Below are 22,377 nucleotides of genomic sequence, written 5' to 3'. Positions count from 1 at the left end.
CTGGAAAAATCGCTCGCGCGCGAGCATCATGGTCGCCCGACGCGGGCGTTGCCCCCGAGCGGACGGGCGGCGACAATAGTCCGAGGCGGGCCGGCACGCAACTCGGACGCCCCGTCGCGGGGGCGGCGAAAACCGCGGGTTCCGCGGCGTTCGACGAGCGAGTAAGGTTTTGTTCACCGTGCGCGACCTAGGGTCGGACATCGCCTCTCATCGCGCCCGCCGGACACGCCGTCCGGTCGTTCGGTCGCGAGTATTGGCATTGGACGGATCCGGTCACGGCGGAAGCCCGCCGGAGCCGCAGACGAGGACCCATCGATGCCGGCCCTGACCAGACGGATCGCTCGCGCCACGTGCCTCGGACTGGCCGCCCTCGCCGGCCTGGCCGTCTCGATCATGCCGGTTTCGGCCGAGGACCTGACGCGAGCGCTCGCCGCCGCGGCGCGCGGCGACGTCTCCGCCGTCAATTCGATGCGCTCCGATCTCGACCGGCTCGATCAGAAGATCGTCGACTGGTACCTGATCCGCATGGGCTCGGGCCTGCCGGCCCAGGCGATCACCGCCTTCGCCATCGCCAATTCCTCCTGGCCCGATCCGGAACTCTTCCGCCGCCGCGCCGAGCAGGCGCTGGAGAAGGAACGCCCCTCGCCGGAAGACGTCATCCAGGCGTTCCAGGGTTCCAAGCCCTATTCCAACCGCGGCAAGATCATGCTCGCCCGGGCGCTGATGCAGACCGGCCGCAAGCAGGATGCCGCCCAGTGGGCGCGCTTCGCCTATCGCGACGACAAGCTCGCCGACGACGAGCAGAAGATCATCGAGAACGAGTTCGGCTCGCTGCTCGGCCAGGGCGACTACAAGGCGCGCTTCGACCTCGCCATCCTCAAGGGCCATGCCGGCGACGGCATGGAGGCGGCGAAGAAGCTCGGCGGCGGCTACGAGACGCTCGCCCGCGCCGTGCTCGCGGTCGAGAAGAAGCAGGGCAACGCCGGCTCGATGCTCGATTCGGTGCCCGGCGCGCTGCGCGACGATCCGGTCTACGTCTTCGCCCGCGCCCAGCACGCCCGCCGCGCCGAGCGCTGGAAGGAGGCGGCCGACTGGCTCGTCAAGGCGCCGAAGGACCCGCGCCAGATGGGCCGTCCCGACGAGTGGTGGGAAGAGAAGCGCATCGTCAGCCGCAAGCTGCTCGACATGGGCGACGCCCGCACCGCCTATCGCATCGTCCAGGGCCACACCGGCTCGACGCCGGCCAATCAGGCCGAGGCCGACTTCCACGCCGGCTGGTACGCGCTGCGCTTCCTCAAGGATGCCGGATCGGCGATGCGCCATTTCGCCGCCGTGGCGGAGGACAGCGCCAAGCCGGTGACCCGTGCCCGCGCCTACTACTGGCTCGGCCGCGCCTCGGAGGCGGGCGGCGGCGGATCGTCGTCGGAATATTATCGCAAGGCGGCCGAGTTCGGCTTCACCTTCTACGGCCAGATGGCACGCGCCAAGCTCGGCATGGTCGATCTCGGCCTCGACCGCACCATCCCGGTCTCCTCGGCCGATCAGGCGGCGATGGACCGCGACGATCGCTTCGAAGCCATGCGCCGGCTCGCCCGCATCGGCCGCAAGGACCTCGTCACCGTCTTCGCCAAGCACATGGCCGAGACGCTGAAGTCCTCCGGCCAGATCGCCTCGGTGATCGACATGATGGAGAAGCAGGGCTGGATGAACCTCGCCGTCTCGGTCGGCAAGGCGGGCGCCCAGCGCGGCATGGACATGGAGGTCCGCGCCTTCCCGATCGGCGTCTCGCCGAGCGTCGACACCTCCGGTCTCGAGAAGTCGCTGGCCTTCGCCATCATGCGGCAGGAGAGCGAGTTCAATCAGGCGGTCGTCTCGTCGGCGGGTGCCACCGGCATCTTCCAGGTGATGCCCGACACCGGCCGCGACGCCGCCAAGTATCTGAGCATCTCCTACGATCGCGACGCCTGGCGCAACAGCCCGGCCTACAACATCCGCCTCGGCGCGGCCTATGTGAACCGGTTGGTCGAGAACTACGACGGCAACTACGTCATGGCGATCGCCGGCTACAACGCCGGTCCGGGGCGCATCCGCGACTGGGTGCAGGCCTACGGCGATCCGCGCACCGGCGACGTCGACATCGTCGACTGGATGGAGCGCATCCCCTTCTCCGAGACGCGCAACTACGTCCACCGGGTGCTCGAGAACCTGCAGGTCTATCGCTTCCGCCTCGACGGGCAGAAGCTGCAGATCGCCAACGACCTCAAACGCGGCATCGGCGCGCGGCCGTCGCAGACCGGCTCGGTGCCGAAGGCCTCGTCGTCGGGCGGCGGCATCGGCTCGTGGTTCGGCAGCAACTGAGACGGCTTGCCTCGCAGGCATCATTGGGGGCACCGTGAGGTGCCCCTTTTCGTTCGGAGAGCCTCGTTTGACCGCGCCCGCCCCTCTCCCGTCGCCGGAGGCCGCATCCGGCCCCTCCGGCATCGCCTTCGGGCCGACGACCCGCGACGGGCTCGGCACGCCGCATCGGCCGTTCCGCTTCTTCTCAGCCGACGGGCTGGTGCTGGCGGGGCGCGACTATGCGCCGGCGCGGCCGACCGATCGACGGCCGGTCCTCTGCCTGCCGGGGCTGACGCGCAACGCCCGCGACTTCGAGCCGGCGATCGCCCGGCTGGTCGCCGGCGACGGCGGATCGCCGGCGCGGCGCTGCATCACCCTCGACTTCCGCGGCCGCGGCGCCTCGCAATATGACCCCGATCCCGCCCGCTACACGCCGGTGCAGGAGCTCGAGGACACGCGGGCGGCGCTTGCCGGGCTCGGCATCGCGGAAGTGACGTCCTTCGGCACCTCGCGCGGCGGCATCGTCACGATGATCGCCGCGCTGGTGGCGCCCGGCCTGGTGCGCGCCGCGGTGCTCAACGACATCGGGCCCAGAATCGAACTCGCCGGGCTGATGCGGATCAAGAGTTACGTCGGCCGGGCGCTGCCCGATGGCATCGACTGGCCGACCATGGTGGCGGTGCTGGCGCAGGCCAATCGCGACGAGTTCCCGGCGCTCGACCGGGCGGCGTGGGAGCGCTATGCGCGGCGGCTCTTCCGCGACGTCGGCGGCAGGCCCGCGATGGACTACGACCCGGCGCTCGCCCGCACGCTCGACGCGGTGACGCCGGATACGCCGATGCCGGATCTCTGGCCGTTCTTCGAGGCGCTCGGCGACGTGCCGACGCTCTGCGTGCGCGGCGCGCTCTCCGACCTGCTGACGGCCGAGACGGTGGCGGACATGGCGGCGCGGCATCGCGCCTTCGAGAGCCTGACCGTCCCCGATCAGGGCCATGCGCCACTCTTCGACGACGACGCCTCGCTCGACGGCCTCGTCGCCTTCCTCGACCGCGTCGGGGCGTGAGGGGCGCGGCGCAAGCCGCGGCCCCTTCTTTGCGAGCTCAGCCCTTCCTGGCGGCGATCAGCGCCTTGGCCTGACCGATCCAGTCCTCGCGCTCGATCCGGCCGGCGAAGGCGAGATACGAGCCGACCCACTTGGCGTTCTCCGGCGTCCAGGCGGCGATCTGGGCGAAGCTCCAGATGCCCAGAGCGTTGAGGCGCGCGTGGTTCTGCGGCCCGATGCCCTTGATGATCTCGAGATCGTCGATCTCCGCCCCATGGGCCTCGAAGGCACCGGCCGGCCGCTCGCCGTGAGCATCGGCGGCGGCGGCGCGGGCGAGATCCTCGGCGCTCGGCGGCGGGGTCGCACCGGCGGTCGGGCGTTCGGCGGGAGCCGCGGGGGCCGGTGCGGGAGCGGGGGGCGGGGCCGGGGCCGGTTCGCCGACCGGAGCAGCAGCCGGGGCCACCGGAGCGGCGACCGGCTTCGCGACGGGCACCGCCTCGGCGGCCGCCTTCAGCCGGGCGCGTTCGGCGGCGTCGAGCAGGGTCGGCGCGGCCGGCAGCACGGGGGCCGGCGGCTTCGCCCCGCCCTCGCGCAGCCAGGGCTCGTCCCAGACGCCGAAGGGACCGAAGGCCTCCTTGAACATCCGGCCGAGGGCCGAGCCGAGGAGGGCCGAGATCAGCATCAGGACGAAGGTCTCGAGGATCAGCATCAGCATGGCGATCGTCCCCTCATTCCGCGTCGGCGCCGGAGCGACGCCAGTTCAGCACGAGGCCGACGGCGAAGGCGGCGACCATGTAGGGCCAGAGCATCGTGATCAGATAGGTCATGTCGGCATCCTTCCTCACTCGACGCGGAATTCGATGCGGCGATTGCGCTGGCGGCCGTCGTCGCTGTCGTTGTCGGCGACCGGGCGGGTGGCGCCGAGGCCGACCGCGGTCAGTCGCCCGCCGGCGATGCCGCCGGCCACCAGATAGTCGACGACCGCCTTGGCGCGCGCCTCCGACAGCGCCTGGTTCGCCTCGGCGTCGCCGAGCGAATCGGTGTGGCCCTCGACGGTGATGCGCGCGTCGACGCACATCAGCGAGGTCGCGACCAACTGGTCGAGCAGCCGCGTGCTCTCCTCGTCGAGCGTCGCCTTGCCGGTCTCGAACAGGATCTTCTCGCCGGTCTGGACGGCGGCGAGCGCGCCCTGACACTCGGCCGGCGCCACCTGGGGCGGCGGCGGCAGCGCGGCGATGCGGGCGGCGGCGACGACCGTGCCGGAGGGCAGCAGCGCCTTGATGCGGCCGAGGATCGCCTCGCCGAGTTCGGCCGTGGCGGCCGACCCGCCGACCTTGGCCGAGGTGCCGGTGAGTTCGAAGTCGAGATCGGAGAGCCGGGCGAGATGGGGCGCGAGCGCCAGCAGTGCCTCGACGAAGCCCGACGGCGCGCCGGGGGCGATGGCGATCCGGTCGTCGACCGAGGCGAAGCGCGCCTTCAGCGCCGTCAGCACCCTGTCGCGCGCCGCGGCGTCGGGCAGGAAGCCGTCGACGGTGGCGGCACCGCCCTTGGCGGAGAGACCGACACGGTAGGGATCGGGTTTCGGCACGAAGAGCGTGTCGAGCGCGACGCGCAGGCCGGCGGGGAGAGCCTTGGTCAGCGCATCCTCGATCGACCGCCAGGTCGCCCAGTCGCGCGGCTCGCCGCCGATCGAGAGCTCGTCGCCGGAGAGTTTCACCGCACCGGTCTTCAGCCCGGCGAGGCGGGCGAGCGCGAAGTCGACACGCTCGGCCCAGGCGGCGGGGGCGCCGCGGGCGAGGGTCAGCTCGTCGGTGATCTCGACGCCGGGCAGGAGCGCCGCCGCCCGCTTCAGGAGTGCGGCACGCGCCGCCTCGCTGGGGACGGCGCCGGAGATCTTCACGCCGTCGGCGCTGCGCTCGACCGCGGTCGGATAGGGCGCGGCGAGCGGCAGGACGGTCGTCTCGTCGGCGACCACGCGGACGCCCCAGACGGATTCGGCGGCCGCGACCGCCTGTGCGCGCAGATCTGGATCGGGGGCGACGCCGGTCAGCGTGACGTCGCGGCCGTCGATGGCGACCGCGACCCAGTCGCGTCCGCCGGCCTTCAGGTCGGCCACGGTGCGGCCCGAGACGTCGGCGGCGATCGGGCCGAAGGCCAGGAGGCCGGCGACGAGCGTGGCGACGGCGGCGATCAGGCCATCGCGAATCAACCAGGAGAAACGACTCATGCGGGGAGACCTCGCTCGGCGTGGGCATCGGCGAGACCGCGGCAACGGCGCTCGCGCGACAGGCGCCGCCGGAGCCCGATCACCGACGACGCGGCGTCAGACTATCACGCGCGCGAGGCGCGACAATCCTCGAGAACCGCTGCAGGGTGCGACGATCGCGCAAGCCTTGCGGACGGCACCGTCGGCCCGAAAAAGAGAAAACCCGGCGGTTGCCCGCCGGGTTTTCCAATTCCCGATCTCGAAAGAGATCAGAACGAGCGCTGGATGCGCAGGTCGAACTGCACCTTGTCCGCGTCGACGCGCGTACCAGCCACGTTGTTCTTGTAGTCGACGCGGCCGTAGCCGACTTCGCCGGCGATCAGCAGGTTGGTGACCGGCTTCCAGCCCAGGGTCGCGCGAGCGTCCAGGAAGGTGAAGTCGTCGGTGGTGGAGGTGTTCTTCGCGGCGGCAGGCGCCTCGAAGCCGGTGTAGCCGAGGCCGACCGTGGTGTAGATCTTCTTGGTCCAGTTGTGGGTCAGAGCGGCGTAGACCGAGTAGGCGGTGGCCTGCTCGACGTTGGTGCCGTTCACGTAGAAGTCACGAGCAACCGCGACCGAACCACCCTGGAAGCCGTTCGAGGCATAGTACACGGCGCCCTTGGAGTAGGTGCCCTGCAGGCCGAACACGTCACCCTCGCCGAGCATCGGCAGGTTGACCTTCACGCCGCCGAGGACGGCCCAACCGAGCTTGCTGTTCACGCCTTCGACCATCGAGTCGTCGGAGTGCAGAACGCCCGAGAGCTGGGCGGAGCCCCAAGCCTGGGTCACGTTGAGGTTGGCAACGAGATCCGGGGTGTGCACGCCGCCGTACGGGCCGGTCGCAGCGAGACCGACGTAGTTGAAGCGACGAGCGGCCTGGGTCGAACCGGCCGGGTTCGAGTTGGCCGAGGTCGACGGATCTTCGATCGACAGCGTGGCGGTGATGCCGTTGCCGAAGGAGAAGGTGTAGGCGAGCAGGTTGACGAGCACGTCCGGAACCGGGCCGGTGCCCGACGACAGCGTGAACGGACCCGACGAGGTGATGAAGTCGAAGTTCGACTGCGAACGACCGGCGGTGAGGCCACCGAACTGGATGAACGCCTTGTTCAGGTAGACGTTCGTGCCGCCGCCGGCAGCGTAGGACACGTTGTCGGCCGAGAACTCGATGTAGGAGCGCAGGAGGCCCAGCTCGGTGTTCGAACGAGCGTCGAACTGGAGGTTGCCGCGAGCGAGGGTCGAGATGCCGTTCTGGCCACGGGTCCAGCCATAGACGCCGCCATGGGTGGTGTTCCAGTTACGGGACGGGCCGTAGGCGGTCAGCTGGAAGCGGGCGAAACCACCGATCTTGAGGCAGGTGTCCGAACCCGGGATGTAGAAGAAGCCGGCGCCGTAGGCGTCGCACACCTTGACGTAGTTGGCAGCGGCCGGGGCCTTCTTGGCCAGGTCGGCGGCCTGGGCGGTGCCGGCGAGGCCGACGAGCGCCGCAGCGGCGAGAGCGTACTTGAAGTTCATGAGTTCCCCCTGTCGAGAAATGAAACCGGCCGAGGCCCTGACCCGACCCGGCGTCGACGATGATCCGCTGGCGAACCTCTCGTCTCCGGTCATCACGACACTATCGAACCATTCGACTTTTGGAAGCGCCCCGAGGTGGTCGGGAGGCCCTCGAGATGCAATCCGGAACAATGTGTTGCAGGAAGACCACGAATTGGGCACGAGCCGGCCAAACATGTGGCGGGCACGGCATTGCGGGTGCGATCGGCGCATCCGGGTTTTCACGCAGCCCCGGAGAATCGGCCGAACGCGTCGGATCGCCCACTCGCTCGGCCACATCACAGCGGTTCGCGAATCGTCGCCGAATCGCCTCGACGGGCCGACGGCACCCTTCATACGGAAAGCCGCGCCGGACGATCCGACGCGGCTTTCGCGGAGGCAAAAAGAAAAGGACCCGGCAGTCGCCTGCCGGGTCCGATTCAGTCCGATCGGGGAACCGATCAGAAGGAGCGCTTCACGCGGAGAACGCCGACCAGAGCCGAGTAGTCGAGGCCCGTAGCAGCCGACGAGAAGTCGACGTTGCGGTACTCGAGCTCGGCGATGACCGAGAGGTTCTTGACCGGCGACCAGGTCACGTTGCCCTGAACGTCCCACTGGTTGAAATCGCCGATCGCGAGAGCGCGGTCGGTGCGATACTGGGCGTAGGACGCCTCGAGGTTGCCGGAGATGCTCTTGGTGAAGCCGTGGGTCAGGCCACCCGCGATCGCCCAAGCGGTGTTCTGCTTGACGTCGCCGGCGACGCCGAAGTCGACGACCGAACCGTCGAAGGACGGCGAGACGTAGGCGAGAGCGCCCTTGCCGTACGAAGCCTGGAGAGCCAGGGCGGTCGTCGGGCCGAGAGCCGGGAGGTTGACCTGCACGCCGGCGCCGATGGCGAAGCCGAGCTTGCCGTTCACGCCCGAGACGGCCGAAGCATCGTCATGCAGCACGCCCATGATCTGGGCGGAGCCCCAGGCCTGCTGGACGTTCACGTTGGCGACGAGATCCGGGGTATGCACGCCACCGTAGATGCCGGTGTAAACCGTCGAGCCCGCAACGAAGAAATTGTTGCGGCGACCGGAGTCATCGGTGGTCGACGGATCTTCGATCGACACGGTGGCGGAGATGCCGTTGCCGAAAGCGAAGGTGTAGGCCAGCAGGTTGACGTTGGCGTCCGAGTGAGCGGCTTCGAGGAACGCGGACTGGGTGTAGCCGGTCCAGAAGTCGAAGAACGAGGTCGCGCGACCGGCGGTGAGGCCGCCGAACTGGATGAACGCCTTCTTCAGCGTCATGCCGTTGCCGACGCCGTAGGAGTTGTTGTTGGCTTCGAGACCGATGAACGAGCGCAGGAGGCCCATTTCGGTGTTCGAACGGGCGTCGAACTCGAGGACGCCACGAGCGCCGGTCGAGATGCCGTTCTGGTTACGGTGCCAGCCGTAAATACCACCGCCGAGAACGGCGTTCTTCGAAGCCCAGTACATGTTGTACTGCGCCTGGGCGTAGCCGGAGATCTTGAGGCAGGTCTCGGTGCCCGGGATGTAGAAGAAGCCGGCGCCGTAGGCGTCGCACACCTTCACGTAGTTCGCAGCGGCCGGCGCCTTCTTGGCGAGGTCGGCGGCCTGAGCGGTGCCGGCGACGCCGAGAGCGGCAGCGGCGAGAAGAACGGTCTTGAAGTTCATGTTGAAACCCCCTGGAGGTATGTTTTCGACGACGGGTCCTGACCCGACCCCGGATCGCCCGACCACTCCCGACGTATGCCGAGGATCACACGATGTCGCCGATCGAGGCCAACATACGCTGTCGTTCGCCGATGGGAAGTCCCTCGAGGCCGTCCGGGGGCGTCGCCGGGCCTGTTCCGGGGGCGATGTTGCATCGTCGTCACACTCGGACTGCGCGAACCCTCGATTTCCCGCAGTTTCTCAACGTTTTGTTCACCTTCTCGGGATCGCCGGAAGGGGCCTCGAAGGGGCTTTTCCGCCCCGTTGAGTGGTCCGGACCCGCCTTCGGAGACCGGGAGGCGCCCCGTCTGCGTATTTAGCCGTAGGCTCGGAAGGCGGTTCGAGGCCGCCTGCGACGACTCGTCCGAGGCGGTCGATCCGAATCGTGAAGCCGTCTAGTGTCGGTCGACGCCCGCCCTTTCGGAGATCGACATGAGACTGCCCGACCGCTCCATCCGCCCGACCGCCGACGGGCTCGTCGAGATCATCGACCAGACCGAACTGCCCCATCGCTCGATCCTGCGGGTGCTCGAGACCCTCGAGGACGCGGCCGAGGCGATCGAGACCATGCGGGTGCGCGGTGCGCCGCTGATCGGGGCGACCGCCGCCTGGGGCATGGCGCTGGCGATGCGGGCCGACGGTTCCGACGATTCGCTCGCCGCCGCCCATGCGCGACTGGCCGCGACGCGACCGACGGCGATCAACCTGCGTTGGGCGCTCGACCGGGTGCGCGACGCCCTCGCGTGTGTGCCCGCGCGCGAGCGGGCGCGCGTTTCCTTCGATTTGGCGACCACGATCACGGAAGAGGACGTGGCGATCTGTTCGTCGATCGGCGACCACGGGCTCGACGTCTTCCGGGCGATTCTGGCGAAGAAGAAGCCCGGCGAGCGGCTGAACGTGCTCACCCACTGCAACGCCGGGCGCCTCGCCTGCGTCGCCTGGGGCACGGCGACGGCGCCGGTCTACAAGGCCTTCGACGCCGGCCTGCCGATCCACGTCTTCGTCGACGAGACCCGGCCGCGCAATCAGGGTGCCTCGCTCACCGCCTGGGAGCTGGGCGAACGCGGCGTGCCGCACACGGTCATCCCCGACAACACCGGCGGCCATCTGATGCAGCACGGCATGGTCGACGTGGTGATCGTCGGCACCGACCGCACCACCGCCGACGGCGACGTCTGCAACAAGATCGGCACCTATCTGAAGGCGCTGGCGGCGCAGGACAACGGCGTGCCCTTCTATGTGGCACTCCCCTCGCCCACCATCGACTTCCGCCTCGCCGACGGCATCGCCGAGATCCCGATCGAGGAGCGCGGCGCCGAGGAGGTCTCCCACATGCGCGGCGAGACCGCCGACGGGCGGATGGAGACGGTGCGAATCGTGCCGAAGGGCTCGCCGGTCGCCAACTACGGCTTCGACGTCACCCCGGCGCGGCTGGTGACCGGGCTCGTCACCGAGCGCGGCGTGCTGCCGGCACGGCGCGACGCGCTGGTCGCGGCGTTCCCCGAGGCCGCCGCTGCGGCGGGCCGTGCGGTCGAGGACCGGGAGGGCGGCCGGTGAGCGTCGACCTCTCCGCCCTGGTCGCCGAGATCGCCGCCGACATGGCGGCGGAGGCGGATCGCGGCGCGGTCGCGACCTACATTCCGCAACTCGCCAAGGTCGATCCGGGGCGATTCGGCATCGCGGTGATCGAGGCGGACGGCACGGTCCATGCGGCCGGCGATGCCGACGAGCCCTTCTCGATCCAGTCGATCTCCAAGGTCTTCACCCTGACGCTGGCGCTGGGCAAGATCGGCGACAATCTGTGGAAGCGGGTCGGGCGCGAGCCCTCGGGCAATCCCTTCAACTCGATCGTCCAGCTCGAGGCGGAGAAGGGCATCCCGCGCAATCCCTTCATCAACGCCGGCGCGCTCGTCGTCACCGACGTGCTGCTCGCCGGCCACGCGCCGAAGGTGGCGATCGGAGAAATTCTCCGATTCGTCCGCCACGTCTGCGACGACGACGACGTCTTCATCGACGAGGCGGTGGCGCGGTCGGAGACGGCGACCGGCCATCGCAACGTGGCGCTCGCCAACTACATGCGCGCCTTCGGCAATCTGGAGCACGATCCGGCGCTGACGCTGGGCGTCTATTTCCACCAGTGCGCCATCGCCATGAGCTGCCGCCAGCTCGCCGCCGCCGGGCGCTTCCTCGCCCTCGACGGTCGGCATCCGACGGTCGGTGGCCGGGTGGTGTCGAGCGAGCGGGCGCGGCGCATCAACGCGCTGATGCTGACCTGCGGCCACTACGACGGCTCGGGCGACTTCGCCTTCAAGGTCGGCATTCCGGGCAAGAGCGGCGTCGGCGGCGGCATTCTCGCGGTCGTGCCGGGCAAGGCGTCGATCGCGGTGTGGTCGCCGGGGCTCAACCGAATCGGCAACTCGCGCCTCGGCACGATGGCGCTGGAGCGGCTGGCCAAGGCCGCGGGGTGGTCGGTGTTCGGGCCCTGAGGCCCGCCCTCACCGCCGATTGCGGACCTGCAGCGCCTTTTCCCAGGCGAGCGCGTGGTCGACGATGGTGTCGAGGTCGTCCCATTCCGGCTGCCACGACGGCAGCTCGGCATGGATGCGGTCGACCCTGGCGACGATCGCCGCGGCATCGCCCGCCCGGCGCGGACCGTAGGTGACCGGCAGCTTCGCCCCCGTCACCCGCTCGACCGCCTTCAGCACCTCGAGCACCGAGAAGCCCTTGCCGTAGCCGCAGTTGGCGACGAGCGAGGGGGCGCCGGCGCGCAGCCGATCAAGGGCGACGACATGGGCGGCGGCGAGGTCGGCGACGTGGATGTAGTCGCGCACGCCGGTGCCGTCCGGCGTGTCCCAGTCGGTGCCGAAGACCTGGATCTCGGTGCGCAGCCCCAGATGGGCCTCGCAGGCGACCTTGATCAGGTGGGTCGCGCCCCTGGTCGACTGACCGGTGCGGCCCTTCGGATCGGCGCCGGCGACGTTGAAGTAGCGCAGCGCGGTGTAGCGGAAGTCATGGGCGGCCGAGGTGTCGCGCAGCATGATCTCGGTCATCAGCTTCGACGAGCCGTAGGGCGAGACCGGCGCGAGCGCGACGTCTTCCGGCGCCGGGATGACCGACGGATTGCCGTAGACCGCCGCGGTCGAGGAGAAGACGAAGTGCTTCACGCCGTTGCGCACGGCGGCGGCGATCAGCTCGCGCGACTTCACCGTGTTGTTGAAATAGTACTTGAGCGGGTCGGAGACGCTCTCCGGCACGATGATCGAGCCGGCGAAATGGACGATCGCCTCGATCGCGCCGTCGGCCATCAACCGGTCGAGCAGGGCGGGATCGCCGATGTCGCCGCGCACCAGCGTCACTTCGGGCGGGATCGCCCAGTCGAAGCCGGTGGAGAGATCGTCGAGGACGACGACCGCCTCGCCGCGGTCGCTCAGAGCCCAGACCAGATGGCTGCCGATGTAGCCGCAGCCGCCGGTGACCAATACCGCCATGATGTCCTCGCCAGAATCGCGTTTCGCGGCATCCTAGCTCAAACCGTGGCGCCAGGGCGGCGCGTCAGGGCTGCGCCGGACGGTTGATCGAGCCGGTCGGCAGCGTGTCGTAGGCGAGGCGCTCGGCCGGCCGCCACGCGAGCGCGGCGAGCACCAGCAGGCCCATCACCAGAATACGCTTGTCGAAAGTCGGCTTCATGGTCGGGCCTCCGGGGAAAACGCCGCCGCGAGCGCCCGCGCGCCGGCGAGCGCGTGCGTCCGAGACGTGGAAATCATTGGGTTTTCGAGGTCGGTGACCTCATGTGTCCGTTGTGCCCGTCGTTTCTTAACGAGACGTGAAGATACGAGGGCAGATTCGGGGCGAATCGGTTCGCATGATCGCCCTCCACCGGCCTGTCCACGACGGAGACGAGGCTGTTGCCGTCAGGCCACGGGCACGCCACGAAGGGGTCGCGTGCGGCCTCATAGCCGATCGGCCGACGCCGCGGTCGACGCCTCGCGTCGTCTCGGTTAGAGAAGTGGCCATGCTCGTCGTCCAGGACCTCACCTTCCGCATCGCCGGCCGCACCCTGCTCGAGGGGGCGTCCGTCGTGATTCCGACCGGCGCCAAGGCCGGCTTCGTCGGCCGCAACGGCACCGGCAAGACCTCGCTCTTCAAGATCCTGACCGGCGACTGGTCGGCGGAGAGCGGCACGGTGCAGGTGCCCAGGGGCGCCCGCATCGGCCAGGTCGCGCAGGAGGCGCCGGGTTCGGCGACCTCGCTGATCGACTTCGTGCTCGCCGCCGACAAGGAACGCGCGAGCCTGCTCGCCGAGGCCGAGACGGCGACGGACGCCGCCCGCATCGGCGAGATCCACGCCCGCCTCGCCGACATCGGCGCCCATTCGGCCGAGGCGCGTGCGGCGACCATCCTCTCCGGTCTCGGCTTCGACCATGCGGCGCAGCTTCGGCCCTGCTCGGAATTCTCGGGCGGCTGGCGCATGCGCGTGGCGCTCGCGGCGGTGCTCTTCTCCGAGCCCGACCTGCTGCTCCTCGACGAGCCGACCAACTATCTCGACCTCGAGGGCACGCTGTGGCTCGAGGAATACGTCCGGCGCTATCCGCACACCGTCGTCGTCATCTCGCACGACCGCGACATGCTGAACGCCGCCGTCGACATGATCGTCCATCTCGATCAGGGCAAGCTCGTCGCCTATCGCGGCGACTACGACGGATTCGAGCGGCAGCGCCGCGAGAAGATGATCCTGACGCAGAAGATGAAGGAGAAGGTGGACGCCCAGCGCGCCCACATGCAGGCCTTCATCGACCGTTTCAAGGCCAAGGCGACCAAGGCGCGGCAGGCCCAGAGCCGGATGAAGGCGCTCGCCAAGCTCCAGCCGATCGCCGCCCTCACCGACGAGAGCGCGCTTCCCCTCTCCTTCCCGCAGCCGGTGACGAAACTCGCCCCGCCGATCGTCGCGCTCGACGACGTCGCGGTCGGCTACGAGCCGGGCAAGGCGATCCTGAGGAAGATCACGCTGCGCATCGATCCCGAGGATCGCATCGCGCTGCTCGGCTCCAACGGCAACGGCAAGTCGACCTTCGCCAAGCTGCTCGCCGGCAAGCTCGAGCCGCAGGGCGGCCGGGCGGCGCGATCTGGCAAGCTGTCGATCGCCTATTTCGCCCAGCACCAGATGGACGAGTTGCGCCCCGAGGAGACGCCGTTCCAGCACGTCGCCCGCCTGGTGCCCGACGAGCCGGAAGCCAAGGCGCGGTCGCGGGTGGCGCGGATGGGGCTGTCGACCAGCCGCATGGACACGCCGGCCAAGGACCTCTCGGGCGGCGAGAAGGCGCGCCTCCTGCTGGGTCTCGCGACCTTCGCCGGGCCCAACCTCCTCATCCTCGACGAGCCGACCAACCATCTCGACATCGACAGCCGCGAGGCGCTGATCCGGGCGATCAACGAATACGAAGGCGCCGTCATCCTGATCAGCCACGACCGCCATCTGGTCGAGGCGACCGCCGACCGGCTGATGCTGGTGGTCGACGGCACGGTCAAGGAGTTCGAGGGTGACATCGAGGACTATCGCAAGCTGGTGCTCGAGGGCTCGAACGGCTCGAGGAACACCGACAAGGGCGGCGACGCCGACGACAAGGGTCGCGTCTCGGCCCTCGATCGTCGCCGGGCCGCCGCGGCGCTGCGCGAGTCGCTGGCGCCGCTCCGCAAGAAGATCAAGGACGCCGAGGCACGCATCGAGAAGCTCCAGAAGGAGCTCGAGAAGCTCGATCGCGAACTCGCCGCCCCCGACCTCTTCACCCGTGACGCGGCGCGCGGCACCAAGCTGATGAAGGCGCGGTCGGACGCCGAGAAGGCGCTGGCCGAGACCGAAGAGACCTGGCTCGAGCTCTCCGCCGAACACGAAGAGGCCGAGCGCGCGGCGCTCGACGAGTGAGGGCGAGAGGGCCGCGGGCCCTCCCCCGCCCGACCTCAGTGCACGAGGCCACGTCCCGCGTCCGCGGTGTCGACCGGTTCGACGCGGCCGCCTTCGGCGCGGGCGAGATAACGCAGGCACTGCTGCTCGCGGTCGTAGCCGAGCAGGATCCCCAGCATGAAGTCCTGTTCGGGCGTGAGGTCGCAGAGCGGCCGGGCGAGCAGCGTCGTGGCGGTGGCGACCGCCGACGGGCGGCCGAAGACCACGTTGACCTTGGCTCGGCACAGGTTCTGGACGTGATGGGCGACGCCGGAGGCGACCAGCTCGGCGATCACCGGCGCGGCTTCGTCCCGCGTCAGCGTCATCATCGCCAAGGGGCGGAGCCCCTTGGACAGTTCGTAGAGATGATGGTGACAGATCTTCAGCGTCGCCGCCTTCAGAGCAGACCGGCAATCCATGCCTCGATCCTCGGATTGGTCTTGGAAGACTGGGTGTCGGGGTCGAGCGCCAGACCGACGAAGCGGCCGTCGCGCTCGGCGGTCGAGGCGATGTGGGAATAGCCGGCGGTGTCGGTGAAACCGACGACCGTGGCGCCGCGCTCGACCACCAGGTCGTAGAGGATGCCCATCGCGTCGACGAAGCTCTCGGGGTAGGTCTCCTGATCACCGGTGCCGAACAGCGCGACGCGCCGGCCGGCGAGCTCGGCCGCCCGCAGCTTGCCGAGATGGGCCTCCCAGTCGGTCTGCAGGTCGCCGTTGCCGTAGGTCGGCGAGCCCAGGATCAGCAGCGAGCAGCTCTCGAAGTCGCTCCTGGTCGCGTCCTTGACGTCGATCGATCGCCCCTGGGCGCGCTTGGCGATGCGGGAGGCGATGCCCTTGGTCGCTCCGCCGTCGGAGCCGTAGATCACGTTCACGCTCATTCCGTCGTCTCTCTCTGCTCGGGCGACGGCGGCCACGTCGCGGCAGCCGTCCTGTCGTGGGCAGATCGAGCTTCGCAATGTTGCGAATGAGTTGCAAGAGCAAAAATGATACAGAACGGCGCCGTGGACGGGCGGGAGCGCGGGAGCGACTCGGGCTTGGAACCTGCGCCGAGCGGATGGCGCGCTCGACACGACATCTGCGCTGCGACTCTCGCGCCCTGCTCACATCTCGATTCGACGGGCGGATCTCCATCGTCCCCTCCCCCCATGAGGGGGAGGGACAGGGAGGGGGGTAAAGGGCCTCTCCCCGCGCGCGGAGCCGAGAGCGAACCGAAGCTGCCCCCCCCCCTCTCTGTCTCTCCCCCTCGAGGGGGAGAGGACCGGAGGCGAGCGTCATCGGACAGCAGGCGCTTCTACGAAAGGAGCCGATGCGAGCCCCCTCGCACCGGCGGCTCGCATGGACGAGAGGTCGAAAACGACATCGGGCGCGGGGGCTCTCGCGCCCCGCGCCCGACGATGGTTAGGGTCGACCGGCTCGGGGCCGGTCGTCTCTGCGTCGGATCACTGACCGGCGACCGCGGCACCCGCCTGGGCGACGGCCATGTCGTTCTCGACCGACGAGCCCGAGACGCCGATGGCGCCGATGATCATGCCGTTCTTGTCCTTGATCAGCTCGCCGCCGCCGAAGACCACCAGACCGTCGTTGGTCACTTCGATGCCGTAGAGCGGCTGGCCGACCTGAGCCAGCGCGCCGAGGTCCTTGGACGGCATGTTGAAGAGGCGAGCGGTCTTGGCCTTCTTGATCGAGATGTCGACCGAACCGAGGAAGGCGCCTTCCATGCGGGCGAAGGCCTTCAGGTTGCCGCCGGCATCGACGATCGCGATGTTCATCAGCGTGTCCTGCTGCTTGGCCTTGGCCTTGGCGGCGTCGATGGCCTTCATCGCCTGCTCGAGCGTGATGTCGCCGGGCAGGACGAGCTTGGAAGTGTCGGCAGCGAGCGCGCCGAGGGTCGTCGCGGCGAGAAGGGCGAGAGTGGTGAGACCGATCTTCATCATGGGGATGGCTTTCCTTGTCGGGACGATGCCCTGATCCGACGTCTCGACGATTCGTCTTCCGCGATCGTCTGCCCACCGATCGCCGAAAGGTTCGGACACGCGACCGTCGCGTCGTTCCCACGACGTCCAGGTCGGTCTCTTCTTCCATTGCCCAAATCGAATCGACACGTCTTCTTTGCGAAAGACGACGTTGTTCGCCGCCGCCCTCCGTTCTTTTTTGTCGCATACGGCCGTCTTCGCCGCTCGACAGCGTCGGTATAGGCCCGAGACCGCGACGAAAGAATGCGTCATCTTGCCGGATGTCGCGAATTTGTACTTTCGGTCGGCCTTGCCGAGACACGACGCGAAGAAAAATCGACTGCAATCCATGCAGTCTATGCATGTCGCAATTTGCGAAATTCTGGATTTTTGGAAATCGACGACGATCGCCGGCGGTTTCAGCGCAGCGGACCGGCGATGACGCGCTCGAACAGCGCCTCGTAGCGGTCGACGGCGGCGGCGACGGAGAATTCGCCGGCGCGTGCCATGCGCGGCGCGGGGTCGCCCGGATCGGCGAGGCTTGCGTCGAGCGCGCGGGCAAAGGCCTCGACGTCGCCCTGCGGCACGATGACGCCCAGTCGGGGATCGTCGAGAATCTCGGTCGGGCCGTCGCAGGCGGTGGCGACGACGGGAAGACCGTGGGCCAGCGCCTCGACCACGACGTTGCCGAAGGCCTCGACCTCCGACGACAGCGCGAAGCAGCGCGCCCGGCCGTACCATTCCCAGGGGGCGGCGACGTAGCCGGGCAGTTCCAGCCGGTCGGCGACGCCGAGACGGACCGCTTCGGCCAGAATCGCCTCGCGCTCCGGTCCGGCGCCGAGGATGACGAGACGGGCGTCGCGATCGCGCATCGCAGCGAAGGCGCGGACGAGGAAGGGGAAGCCCTTGACCGCGACGAGGCGGCCGACGCCGACGACGATCTTGTCGCGGCGGGCGAGCCCCTCGGCAGTCAGCCCCGGGTCGGTGCCTTCGACGGCGATCGGGTTGTAGATGCGGACGCAGCGAGCGGCGACGGCGTGCCAGCGCTCGATCACGTTGCGGCGCAGGCCGTCGGAGACACAGACGGCGGCGAGCGACCACCAGGTCCACAGCCGCGCCAGCATGAAGTGCAGGAAGCCGAAGAGCCGCGATTCGTTGGCGAGATAGCCGTGGAACGAAGTCACCACCCGACGCCGGCCGAAGGGCAGCGAGGCGAGCAGCGCCTTGATGTCGGACCCGCCGATCGCCGAGATCACCAGTTCCGGATCTGTCTCGGCGATCAGCGCACCGAGCGCCAGCACCGAGCGGAAGTGGCGGACGCCGAGCACCCGCACCTTGACCTCCGGCGCGATGAAGCCGCGGTTCTCCGAGGCGTCGAAGTCGAGCGCCAGCGTCACGTCGTGGCCACGGCGCGCGAATTCGGAGGCGAGAACGGCCCATACCCGTTCCGCGCCGCCGCCCGACAGCGATGTCGTGTAGAAGACCAGTCGACGCCGGATCATCGTCCCCGCCCGGGAGGGCGCCTCGTGCATGCCGCGTTGCGCGACGGGCGGCGATCCGATGGCTCGGTGGCTCAGTCGGCCCGTACGAGATCGAATCTAAACCGCGGGTCGGCGCGCCACAACGTCGAAGCTCGACGCGTCGCTATCGATTCGAATTGTTGGTTTCCGTTTCATGCTCTCGATCAACGACCGGCGAGGAAGGCGGCGACCAGACGGCGGGCGAGATCGGCCGGCGGCGTGGCGGTGACGAAGCCGAGCTTGTTCTTCTGCGCGAGCGCCGCGATGCCGTGGACGGAGGCCCACAGCACCTCGACGTCGGCGCGCGCCGCCGCCGGATCGCTGCCGCCGAGGAGGGGCGCGGCGACCGCCGCCACCGAGGCGACGAGGCGTTCGATGCGCGCGACGTGCCAGGCGGGCGTCGGGCGATCGTGGCCGGGCTCGTGTTCGAAGACCAGCGCCCAGATCCGGCCCTCGCGCTCGGCGAAGACGACGTAGCGCAGGGCGATCTCGATCAGCGCCGCGGCCGGCTCGGCCGGGAGCGGCGGACCGAAGAGCGCCGCCTGCATGTCGTCGACGACGGAGGCCGCGACGTGCAGCACGAGGTCGTCGAGATCGACGAAGAGATTGTAGAGCGAGCCGACCGAACAGCCGAGCTCGCCGGCGACGCGGCGGGCGGTGAGCGCCGGGATGCCGCCTTCGGCCACCGCGGCGCGGGCGGAGGCGACGGCGCGGGCGCGCATCTCGTCGTGATCGTGGGGCATGCGGCGGGGCATCGGCGGGTCCTCTCGAGGCCGCCATCATGGTGAGCGCCGTTCACCACCGCAAGGGGCGAAACGGGCGCCGTCGCGGGAGGGACGGCGCCCGTTCGGGGGACCCGCGACGCGGCGGGAGGGTCGTCGATCGTGCGTCGCGGGGCGCGCGGTGCGTCCGGGCCTGCTCGGGGGATGAACCCGGACGCCCGGTCTCAGAGCCCCATGGCCTTCAGCGCCTCGGCCGTGGTCAGTACGCCGTTGGCGATCATCGAATAGTCGACCAGCGCCGCCTTGTAGGCGTCGGCACCGGGCGCGCCGACCGCGTCCTTGACCACCCAGACGCGGAAGCCGTTCTCCATCAGCGCGCGCATGTGGCTGTCGACGCAGAGGTTGGCGACCATGCCGCCGAGCACCACCGTGTCGATGCCGCGCGAGCGCAGCTGGTAGACGAGGTCGTTGCTCTCCGGGCCGTACATCTTGTGCGGCGCCACGACCACGGTCTTGCCGTCGTGGATGTAGGGCTTGTAGCGGTCGAAGAAGTCGGCGCCCGAACCCTCGAAGCCCTTGGGATCGGCGAGGGCGGTGCGATGCAGCGCCTTCATGTCGAGGAGCTGGCGCTGCAGCGCGCCGGCGTTCTTCCAGGTGCCGTCGAGCTCGGTGTAGACGAGCGGATCGACCGCCAGCGTCATGCCGATCTTCTTGGTGCCGGCCATCAGCTTCTCGATGTTGTCGACCGTGCCGAGCTCGGCGAGGTTCTCGGCGAGCAGCTTGTGGAGCTTGCCCTTCTCCGAGAGGAACTCGTTCTGCGGATCGGTGATGAGGACGGCGGTGTGTTCCCTGTCGAACTTCGGCAGGGGCGCGTCGCCCGCCATCGCCGCGGTGGCGAGGACGACGGGCAAGGCGACCGCGACGGACTGGAGCAGCTTCTTCATGACGTGACCTTTCGCTTGGCTCGCCGGACGCGGCCGTCGCCCGGCATGCGAGAAGGTCTAGGCCCGTCACCCCTCGTCGGGATGTGACCGAAGTTCCGGTGCGACGCCGACTTTGGGCGCGCGACCGACGGTCGCGGCAAGGCGGAGGGCTCAGCCCTTCTTCGCCCAGCGGCCGCGGTCGTCCTGTATCCAATAGGTCGGGGCGACGCCCGCCGCCTTGACGGTCTTCCAGTTCTCGCGCGCATCGACGAGGGCTTCGGGGTCGTTGCCGTCGAAGAGGAAGACGAGGCGCTGGTAGACCGTCCAGTCGCCCGGCGGGGCGGCGCGGTCGACGAGGAAGCGCACGGCGGCGCCTTCGGCCGGATCGGCCTCGGCGGTGAGCCGGACGGCGGTCTCGGTCAGCTCCTCCGGGCGGATGCCGTGGGGCAGGAAACTGTCGTCGGAATAGGCCCAGAGATGGGCGTCGAGCGCGTCGCGGCGCTCGACCGATCCCGCCTGCACCACCGTCTTCCAGCCGCGTTCCAGGCATTTCTCGAGCAGACCCGGCAGGGTCTCCTCGAGGCTGCGGGTCTGGAGATGGTAGAAGAGGACTTCGGTCATCGCGGGCTCCGAGGGGGCCGGGAGGCGGAGACCGCCTCCCGAACCCGCCTCACTTCTCCCAGTGGTCGGCGACGAGGCGGTCGAGCAGGCGCACGCCCCAACCCGAGGTCCAGGCCTTGTTGAGGTCGGTCGCGGGCGAGCCCATCGCCGTGCCGGCGATGTCGAGGTGGGCCCACGGCACGTCGCCGACGAAGCGCTTGAGGAACTGCGCCGCGGTGATCGAACCGGCGTCGCGGCCGCCGGTGTTCTTCATGTCGGCCCAGGTGCTGTCGATCAGCTTGTCGTACTCGGGGGCGAGCGGCATGCGCCACACGGTCTCGCCGGTGGCGAGGCCGGCGGCGGTGATGTTGCCGGCGAGCGTGTCGTCGTTGGAGAAGAGGCCGGCGTTGATCTTGCCGAGCGCGATCAGGATGGCGCCGGTCAGCGTGGCCAGGTCGACGATCGCCGCCGGCTTCACCTTCTCCTTGACGTGCCAGAGCACGTCGCAGAGCACGAGACGGCCCTCGGCGTCGGTGTTGATGACCTCGATGGTCTGGCCCGACAGCGACTTGACGATGTCGCCGGGGCGCTGGGCCCCCGCGTCGGGCATGTTCTCGACGAGGCCGATGGCGCCCACCACGTTGGCCTTGGCCTTGCGGGCGGCGAGCGCGTGCATCAGGCCGGTGACGACGGCGGCACCGCCCATGTCGCCCTTCATGTCCTCCATGCCGGCGGCCGGCTTGATCGAGATGCCGCCCGAATCGAAGACCACGCCCTTGCCAACGAAGGCGATCGGGGCGGCATCCTTGTCGCCGCCGTTCCAGCGCATGACCACCACGCGCGGCGGACGCTTGGAACCCTGCGCGACGCCGAGGAGGGCGTTCCAGCCGGCCTTCTTCATGTCCTTCTCGGTCAGGATCTCGATCTCGACACCGAGCTTCTCGAGCTTCTTCGCCCGGTCGGCGAATTCCTCGGTACCGAGCACGTTGGCGGGTTCGCAGATCAGATCGCGGGTCAGGGTGACGCCGTCGGCGATCGCCTCGCCGCGCGCCTTCCAGGCCTTCTTGGCGGCGGCGTGGCCGGCGAGCGCCACGGTCAGGGCGAGCTCGACCTCGGGTTCGTCGTCCTTCTTCTTCGCCTTGTAGCGGTCGAAGGCATAGGCGCGCATGCGGGCGCCGAGGGCGACGTCGACGGCCTGCGCCGCCTCGACGGCGACGGCGTCGGCGCGCTCGAGCAGGACCGTCGCGGCGGCGGCCTTGAGTTCGACGAGCCTGCCGGCGATCACGCCGCCGAGGCGCAGCCAGTCCTTCTCGACCCATTCGGCCGGCTTGCCGATGCCGACGAGCAACACGCGGTCGAGCTCGGTACCGACGGGCGCGACGACGTCGAGGGTGGCGAAGCCCTTGCCCTTGAAGGCGGCCTTGGCGACGGCGCGACCGATCGCCCCGCCGATCGCGGTGTCGAGGGCCGCGGCCGTCGGCGACAGGACCAGATCCTCGGCGACGAGGGCGACGAGGACGCCGGAGGCGGGAGCCTTCGGTTCGGCGAACGAGATCGAGGGACGAGACATCGAGGCGACACTCCTGGGAAATCGACGGGCCCGGCGCGAGCGGCCGGAGAGAAGTCCGAGGCCGAAGATCGGCCGGAGAGACGAGATCGGCCGGAAAACCGGTCGGGAGGCGGCGTCGCGCCGCGAGGCGGGCGACGAGTTCGATGGAATGTGGCGCGCGCGAGCCTCCGGGGCAAGCGTCTCGCCGCCGATCGCGCCGCGCGCGACGACACGGGAAAGTCGGGTTTGCCGCGTTAACCATGTTTCCAAGCGATGCGTTAGGCATTCTCGGCGTTTGAT

The 22,377-nt window shown here is 69.4% G+C and carries 19 protein-coding genes; 5 read left to right on the top strand and 14 right to left on the bottom strand.

Annotated elements, in window-relative coordinates; all coding sequences use genetic code 11:
- The first annotated feature begins 315 nt into the window (after nucleotides 1–315).
- The gene (locus tag ACT541_RS08785; RefSeq protein WP_476135956.1) at nucleotides 316–2,358 is read left to right on the top strand and encodes a lytic transglycosylase domain-containing protein; all 2,043 of its coding nucleotides are present in this window, start codon (nucleotides 316–318) and stop codon (nucleotides 2,356–2,358) included.
- Between the two features lie 67 nt (nucleotides 2,359–2,425).
- On the top strand, nucleotides 2,426–3,400 hold the full coding sequence (locus ACT541_RS08780; protein WP_476135954.1) for an alpha/beta fold hydrolase: 975 nt from the start codon (nucleotides 2,426–2,428) through the stop codon (nucleotides 3,398–3,400).
- 37 nt (nucleotides 3,401–3,437) lie between these two features.
- Here ACT541_RS08780 and ACT541_RS08775 read toward each other — a convergent pair whose 3' ends face one another.
- The 4 genes from ACT541_RS08775 to ACT541_RS08760 all read right to left on the bottom strand — a co-directional run bounded on the left by ACT541_RS08775 (nucleotide 3,438) and on the right by ACT541_RS08760 (nucleotide 8,832).
- Nucleotides 3,438–4,094, bottom strand: a complete 657-nt coding sequence (locus ACT541_RS08775; protein WP_476135953.1) for a hypothetical protein — start codon at nucleotides 4,092–4,094, stop codon at nucleotides 3,438–3,440.
- A gap of 126 nt (nucleotides 4,095–4,220) precedes the next feature.
- Nucleotides 4,221–5,606, bottom strand: coding sequence for an OmpA family protein (locus tag ACT541_RS08770; protein ID WP_476135952.1), 1,386 nt, complete (start codon nucleotides 5,604–5,606; stop codon nucleotides 4,221–4,223).
- Between the two features lie 248 nt (nucleotides 5,607–5,854).
- On the bottom strand, nucleotides 5,855–7,135 hold the full coding sequence (locus tag ACT541_RS08765; protein ID WP_476135950.1) for a porin: 1,281 nt from the start codon (nucleotides 7,133–7,135) through the stop codon (nucleotides 5,855–5,857).
- Nucleotides 7,136–7,614: 479 nt separating this feature from the next.
- Nucleotides 7,615–8,832 carry a porin gene (locus ACT541_RS08760; protein WP_476135948.1) on the bottom strand — a complete coding sequence of 406 codons (1,218 nt, stop codon included), beginning with the start codon at nucleotides 8,830–8,832 and terminating at the stop codon, nucleotides 7,615–7,617.
- Nucleotides 8,833–9,303: 471 nt separating this feature from the next.
- On the opposite strand from ACT541_RS08760, the gene mtnA reads away from it, so the two are divergent.
- Together mtnA and ACT541_RS08750 are read left to right on the top strand one after the other, a co-directional pair.
- Nucleotides 9,304–10,428, top strand: a complete 1,125-nt coding sequence (mtnA, locus tag ACT541_RS08755) for an S-methyl-5-thioribose-1-phosphate isomerase (RefSeq protein WP_476135946.1) — start codon at nucleotides 9,304–9,306, stop codon at nucleotides 10,426–10,428.
- Nucleotides 10,425–11,357: a glutaminase gene (locus ACT541_RS08750; RefSeq protein ID WP_476135945.1), complete on the top strand. Its 933-nt coding sequence runs from the start codon at nucleotides 10,425–10,427 to the stop codon at nucleotides 11,355–11,357. The genes mtnA and ACT541_RS08750 overlap by 4 nt, the downstream gene beginning before the upstream one ends.
- A gap of 9 nt (nucleotides 11,358–11,366) precedes the next feature.
- On the opposite strand, the gene galE is transcribed toward ACT541_RS08750, so the two are convergent.
- Both galE and ACT541_RS08740 read right to left on the bottom strand, forming a co-directional pair.
- Nucleotides 11,367–12,359 carry a UDP-glucose 4-epimerase GalE gene (gene galE / locus ACT541_RS08745; RefSeq protein WP_476135943.1) on the bottom strand — a complete coding sequence of 331 codons (993 nt, stop codon included), beginning with the start codon at nucleotides 12,357–12,359 and terminating at the stop codon, nucleotides 11,367–11,369.
- Between the two features lie 64 nt (nucleotides 12,360–12,423).
- A complete protein-coding gene (locus ACT541_RS08740; RefSeq protein ID WP_476135942.1) occupies nucleotides 12,424–12,558 on the bottom strand; it encodes a hypothetical protein in 135 nt (44 codons plus the stop codon).
- Nucleotides 12,559–12,883: 325 nt separating this feature from the next.
- Between ACT541_RS08740 and ACT541_RS08735 the strand changes: the two genes are divergently transcribed.
- Nucleotides 12,884–14,791 carry an ABC-F family ATP-binding cassette domain-containing protein gene (locus ACT541_RS08735; protein ID WP_476135940.1) on the top strand — a complete coding sequence of 636 codons (1,908 nt, stop codon included), beginning with the start codon at nucleotides 12,884–12,886 and terminating at the stop codon, nucleotides 14,789–14,791.
- A 35-nt stretch (nucleotides 14,792–14,826) separates the two neighbouring features.
- On the opposite strand, the gene ACT541_RS08730 is transcribed toward ACT541_RS08735, so the two are convergent.
- From ACT541_RS08730 to ACT541_RS08695, 8 genes are all read right to left on the bottom strand, one after another.
- Nucleotides 14,827–15,228, bottom strand: coding sequence for a DUF2023 family protein (locus tag ACT541_RS08730; protein ID WP_476135938.1), 402 nt, complete (start codon nucleotides 15,226–15,228; stop codon nucleotides 14,827–14,829).
- On the bottom strand, nucleotides 15,207–15,689 hold the full coding sequence (gene fldA / locus ACT541_RS08725) for a flavodoxin FldA (RefSeq protein WP_476135936.1): 483 nt from the start codon (nucleotides 15,687–15,689) through the stop codon (nucleotides 15,207–15,209). Before fldA ends, ACT541_RS08730 begins: the two co-directional genes overlap by 22 nt.
- A 561-nt stretch (nucleotides 15,690–16,250) precedes the next feature.
- Complete coding sequence (locus tag ACT541_RS08720; RefSeq protein ID WP_476136070.1) at nucleotides 16,251–16,631, bottom strand: GlcG/HbpS family heme-binding protein; 381 nt, start codon at nucleotides 16,629–16,631, stop codon at nucleotides 16,251–16,253.
- A gap of 551 nt (nucleotides 16,632–17,182) precedes the next feature.
- Nucleotides 17,183–18,265, bottom strand: a complete 1,083-nt coding sequence (locus tag ACT541_RS08715) for a glycosyltransferase (RefSeq protein WP_476135934.1) — start codon at nucleotides 18,263–18,265, stop codon at nucleotides 17,183–17,185.
- Between the two features lie 182 nt (nucleotides 18,266–18,447).
- Nucleotides 18,448–19,026: a TetR/AcrR family transcriptional regulator gene (locus tag ACT541_RS08710; RefSeq protein ID WP_476135932.1), complete on the bottom strand. Its 579-nt coding sequence runs from the start codon at nucleotides 19,024–19,026 to the stop codon at nucleotides 18,448–18,450.
- 203 nt (nucleotides 19,027–19,229) lie between these two features.
- The gene (locus tag ACT541_RS08705; RefSeq protein WP_476135930.1) at nucleotides 19,230–19,949 is read right to left on the bottom strand and encodes a cysteine hydrolase family protein; all 720 of its coding nucleotides are present in this window, start codon (nucleotides 19,947–19,949) and stop codon (nucleotides 19,230–19,232) included.
- A gap of 150 nt (nucleotides 19,950–20,099) precedes the next feature.
- Nucleotides 20,100–20,549, bottom strand: coding sequence for a DNA polymerase III subunit chi (locus tag ACT541_RS08700; protein WP_476135929.1), 450 nt, complete (start codon nucleotides 20,547–20,549; stop codon nucleotides 20,100–20,102).
- A 49-nt stretch (nucleotides 20,550–20,598) separates the two neighbouring features.
- The gene (locus ACT541_RS08695) at nucleotides 20,599–22,098 is read right to left on the bottom strand and encodes a leucyl aminopeptidase (RefSeq protein WP_476135927.1); all 1,500 of its coding nucleotides are present in this window, start codon (nucleotides 22,096–22,098) and stop codon (nucleotides 20,599–20,601) included.
- Nucleotides 22,099–22,377: the final 279 nt, after the last annotated feature.

This window comes from Pinisolibacter sp. DMC100 (assembly GCF_056313705.1).
The sequence above is the reverse complement of the archived record's forward strand: the minus strand, read 5'-3'. Positions and strand labels throughout refer to the sequence as shown.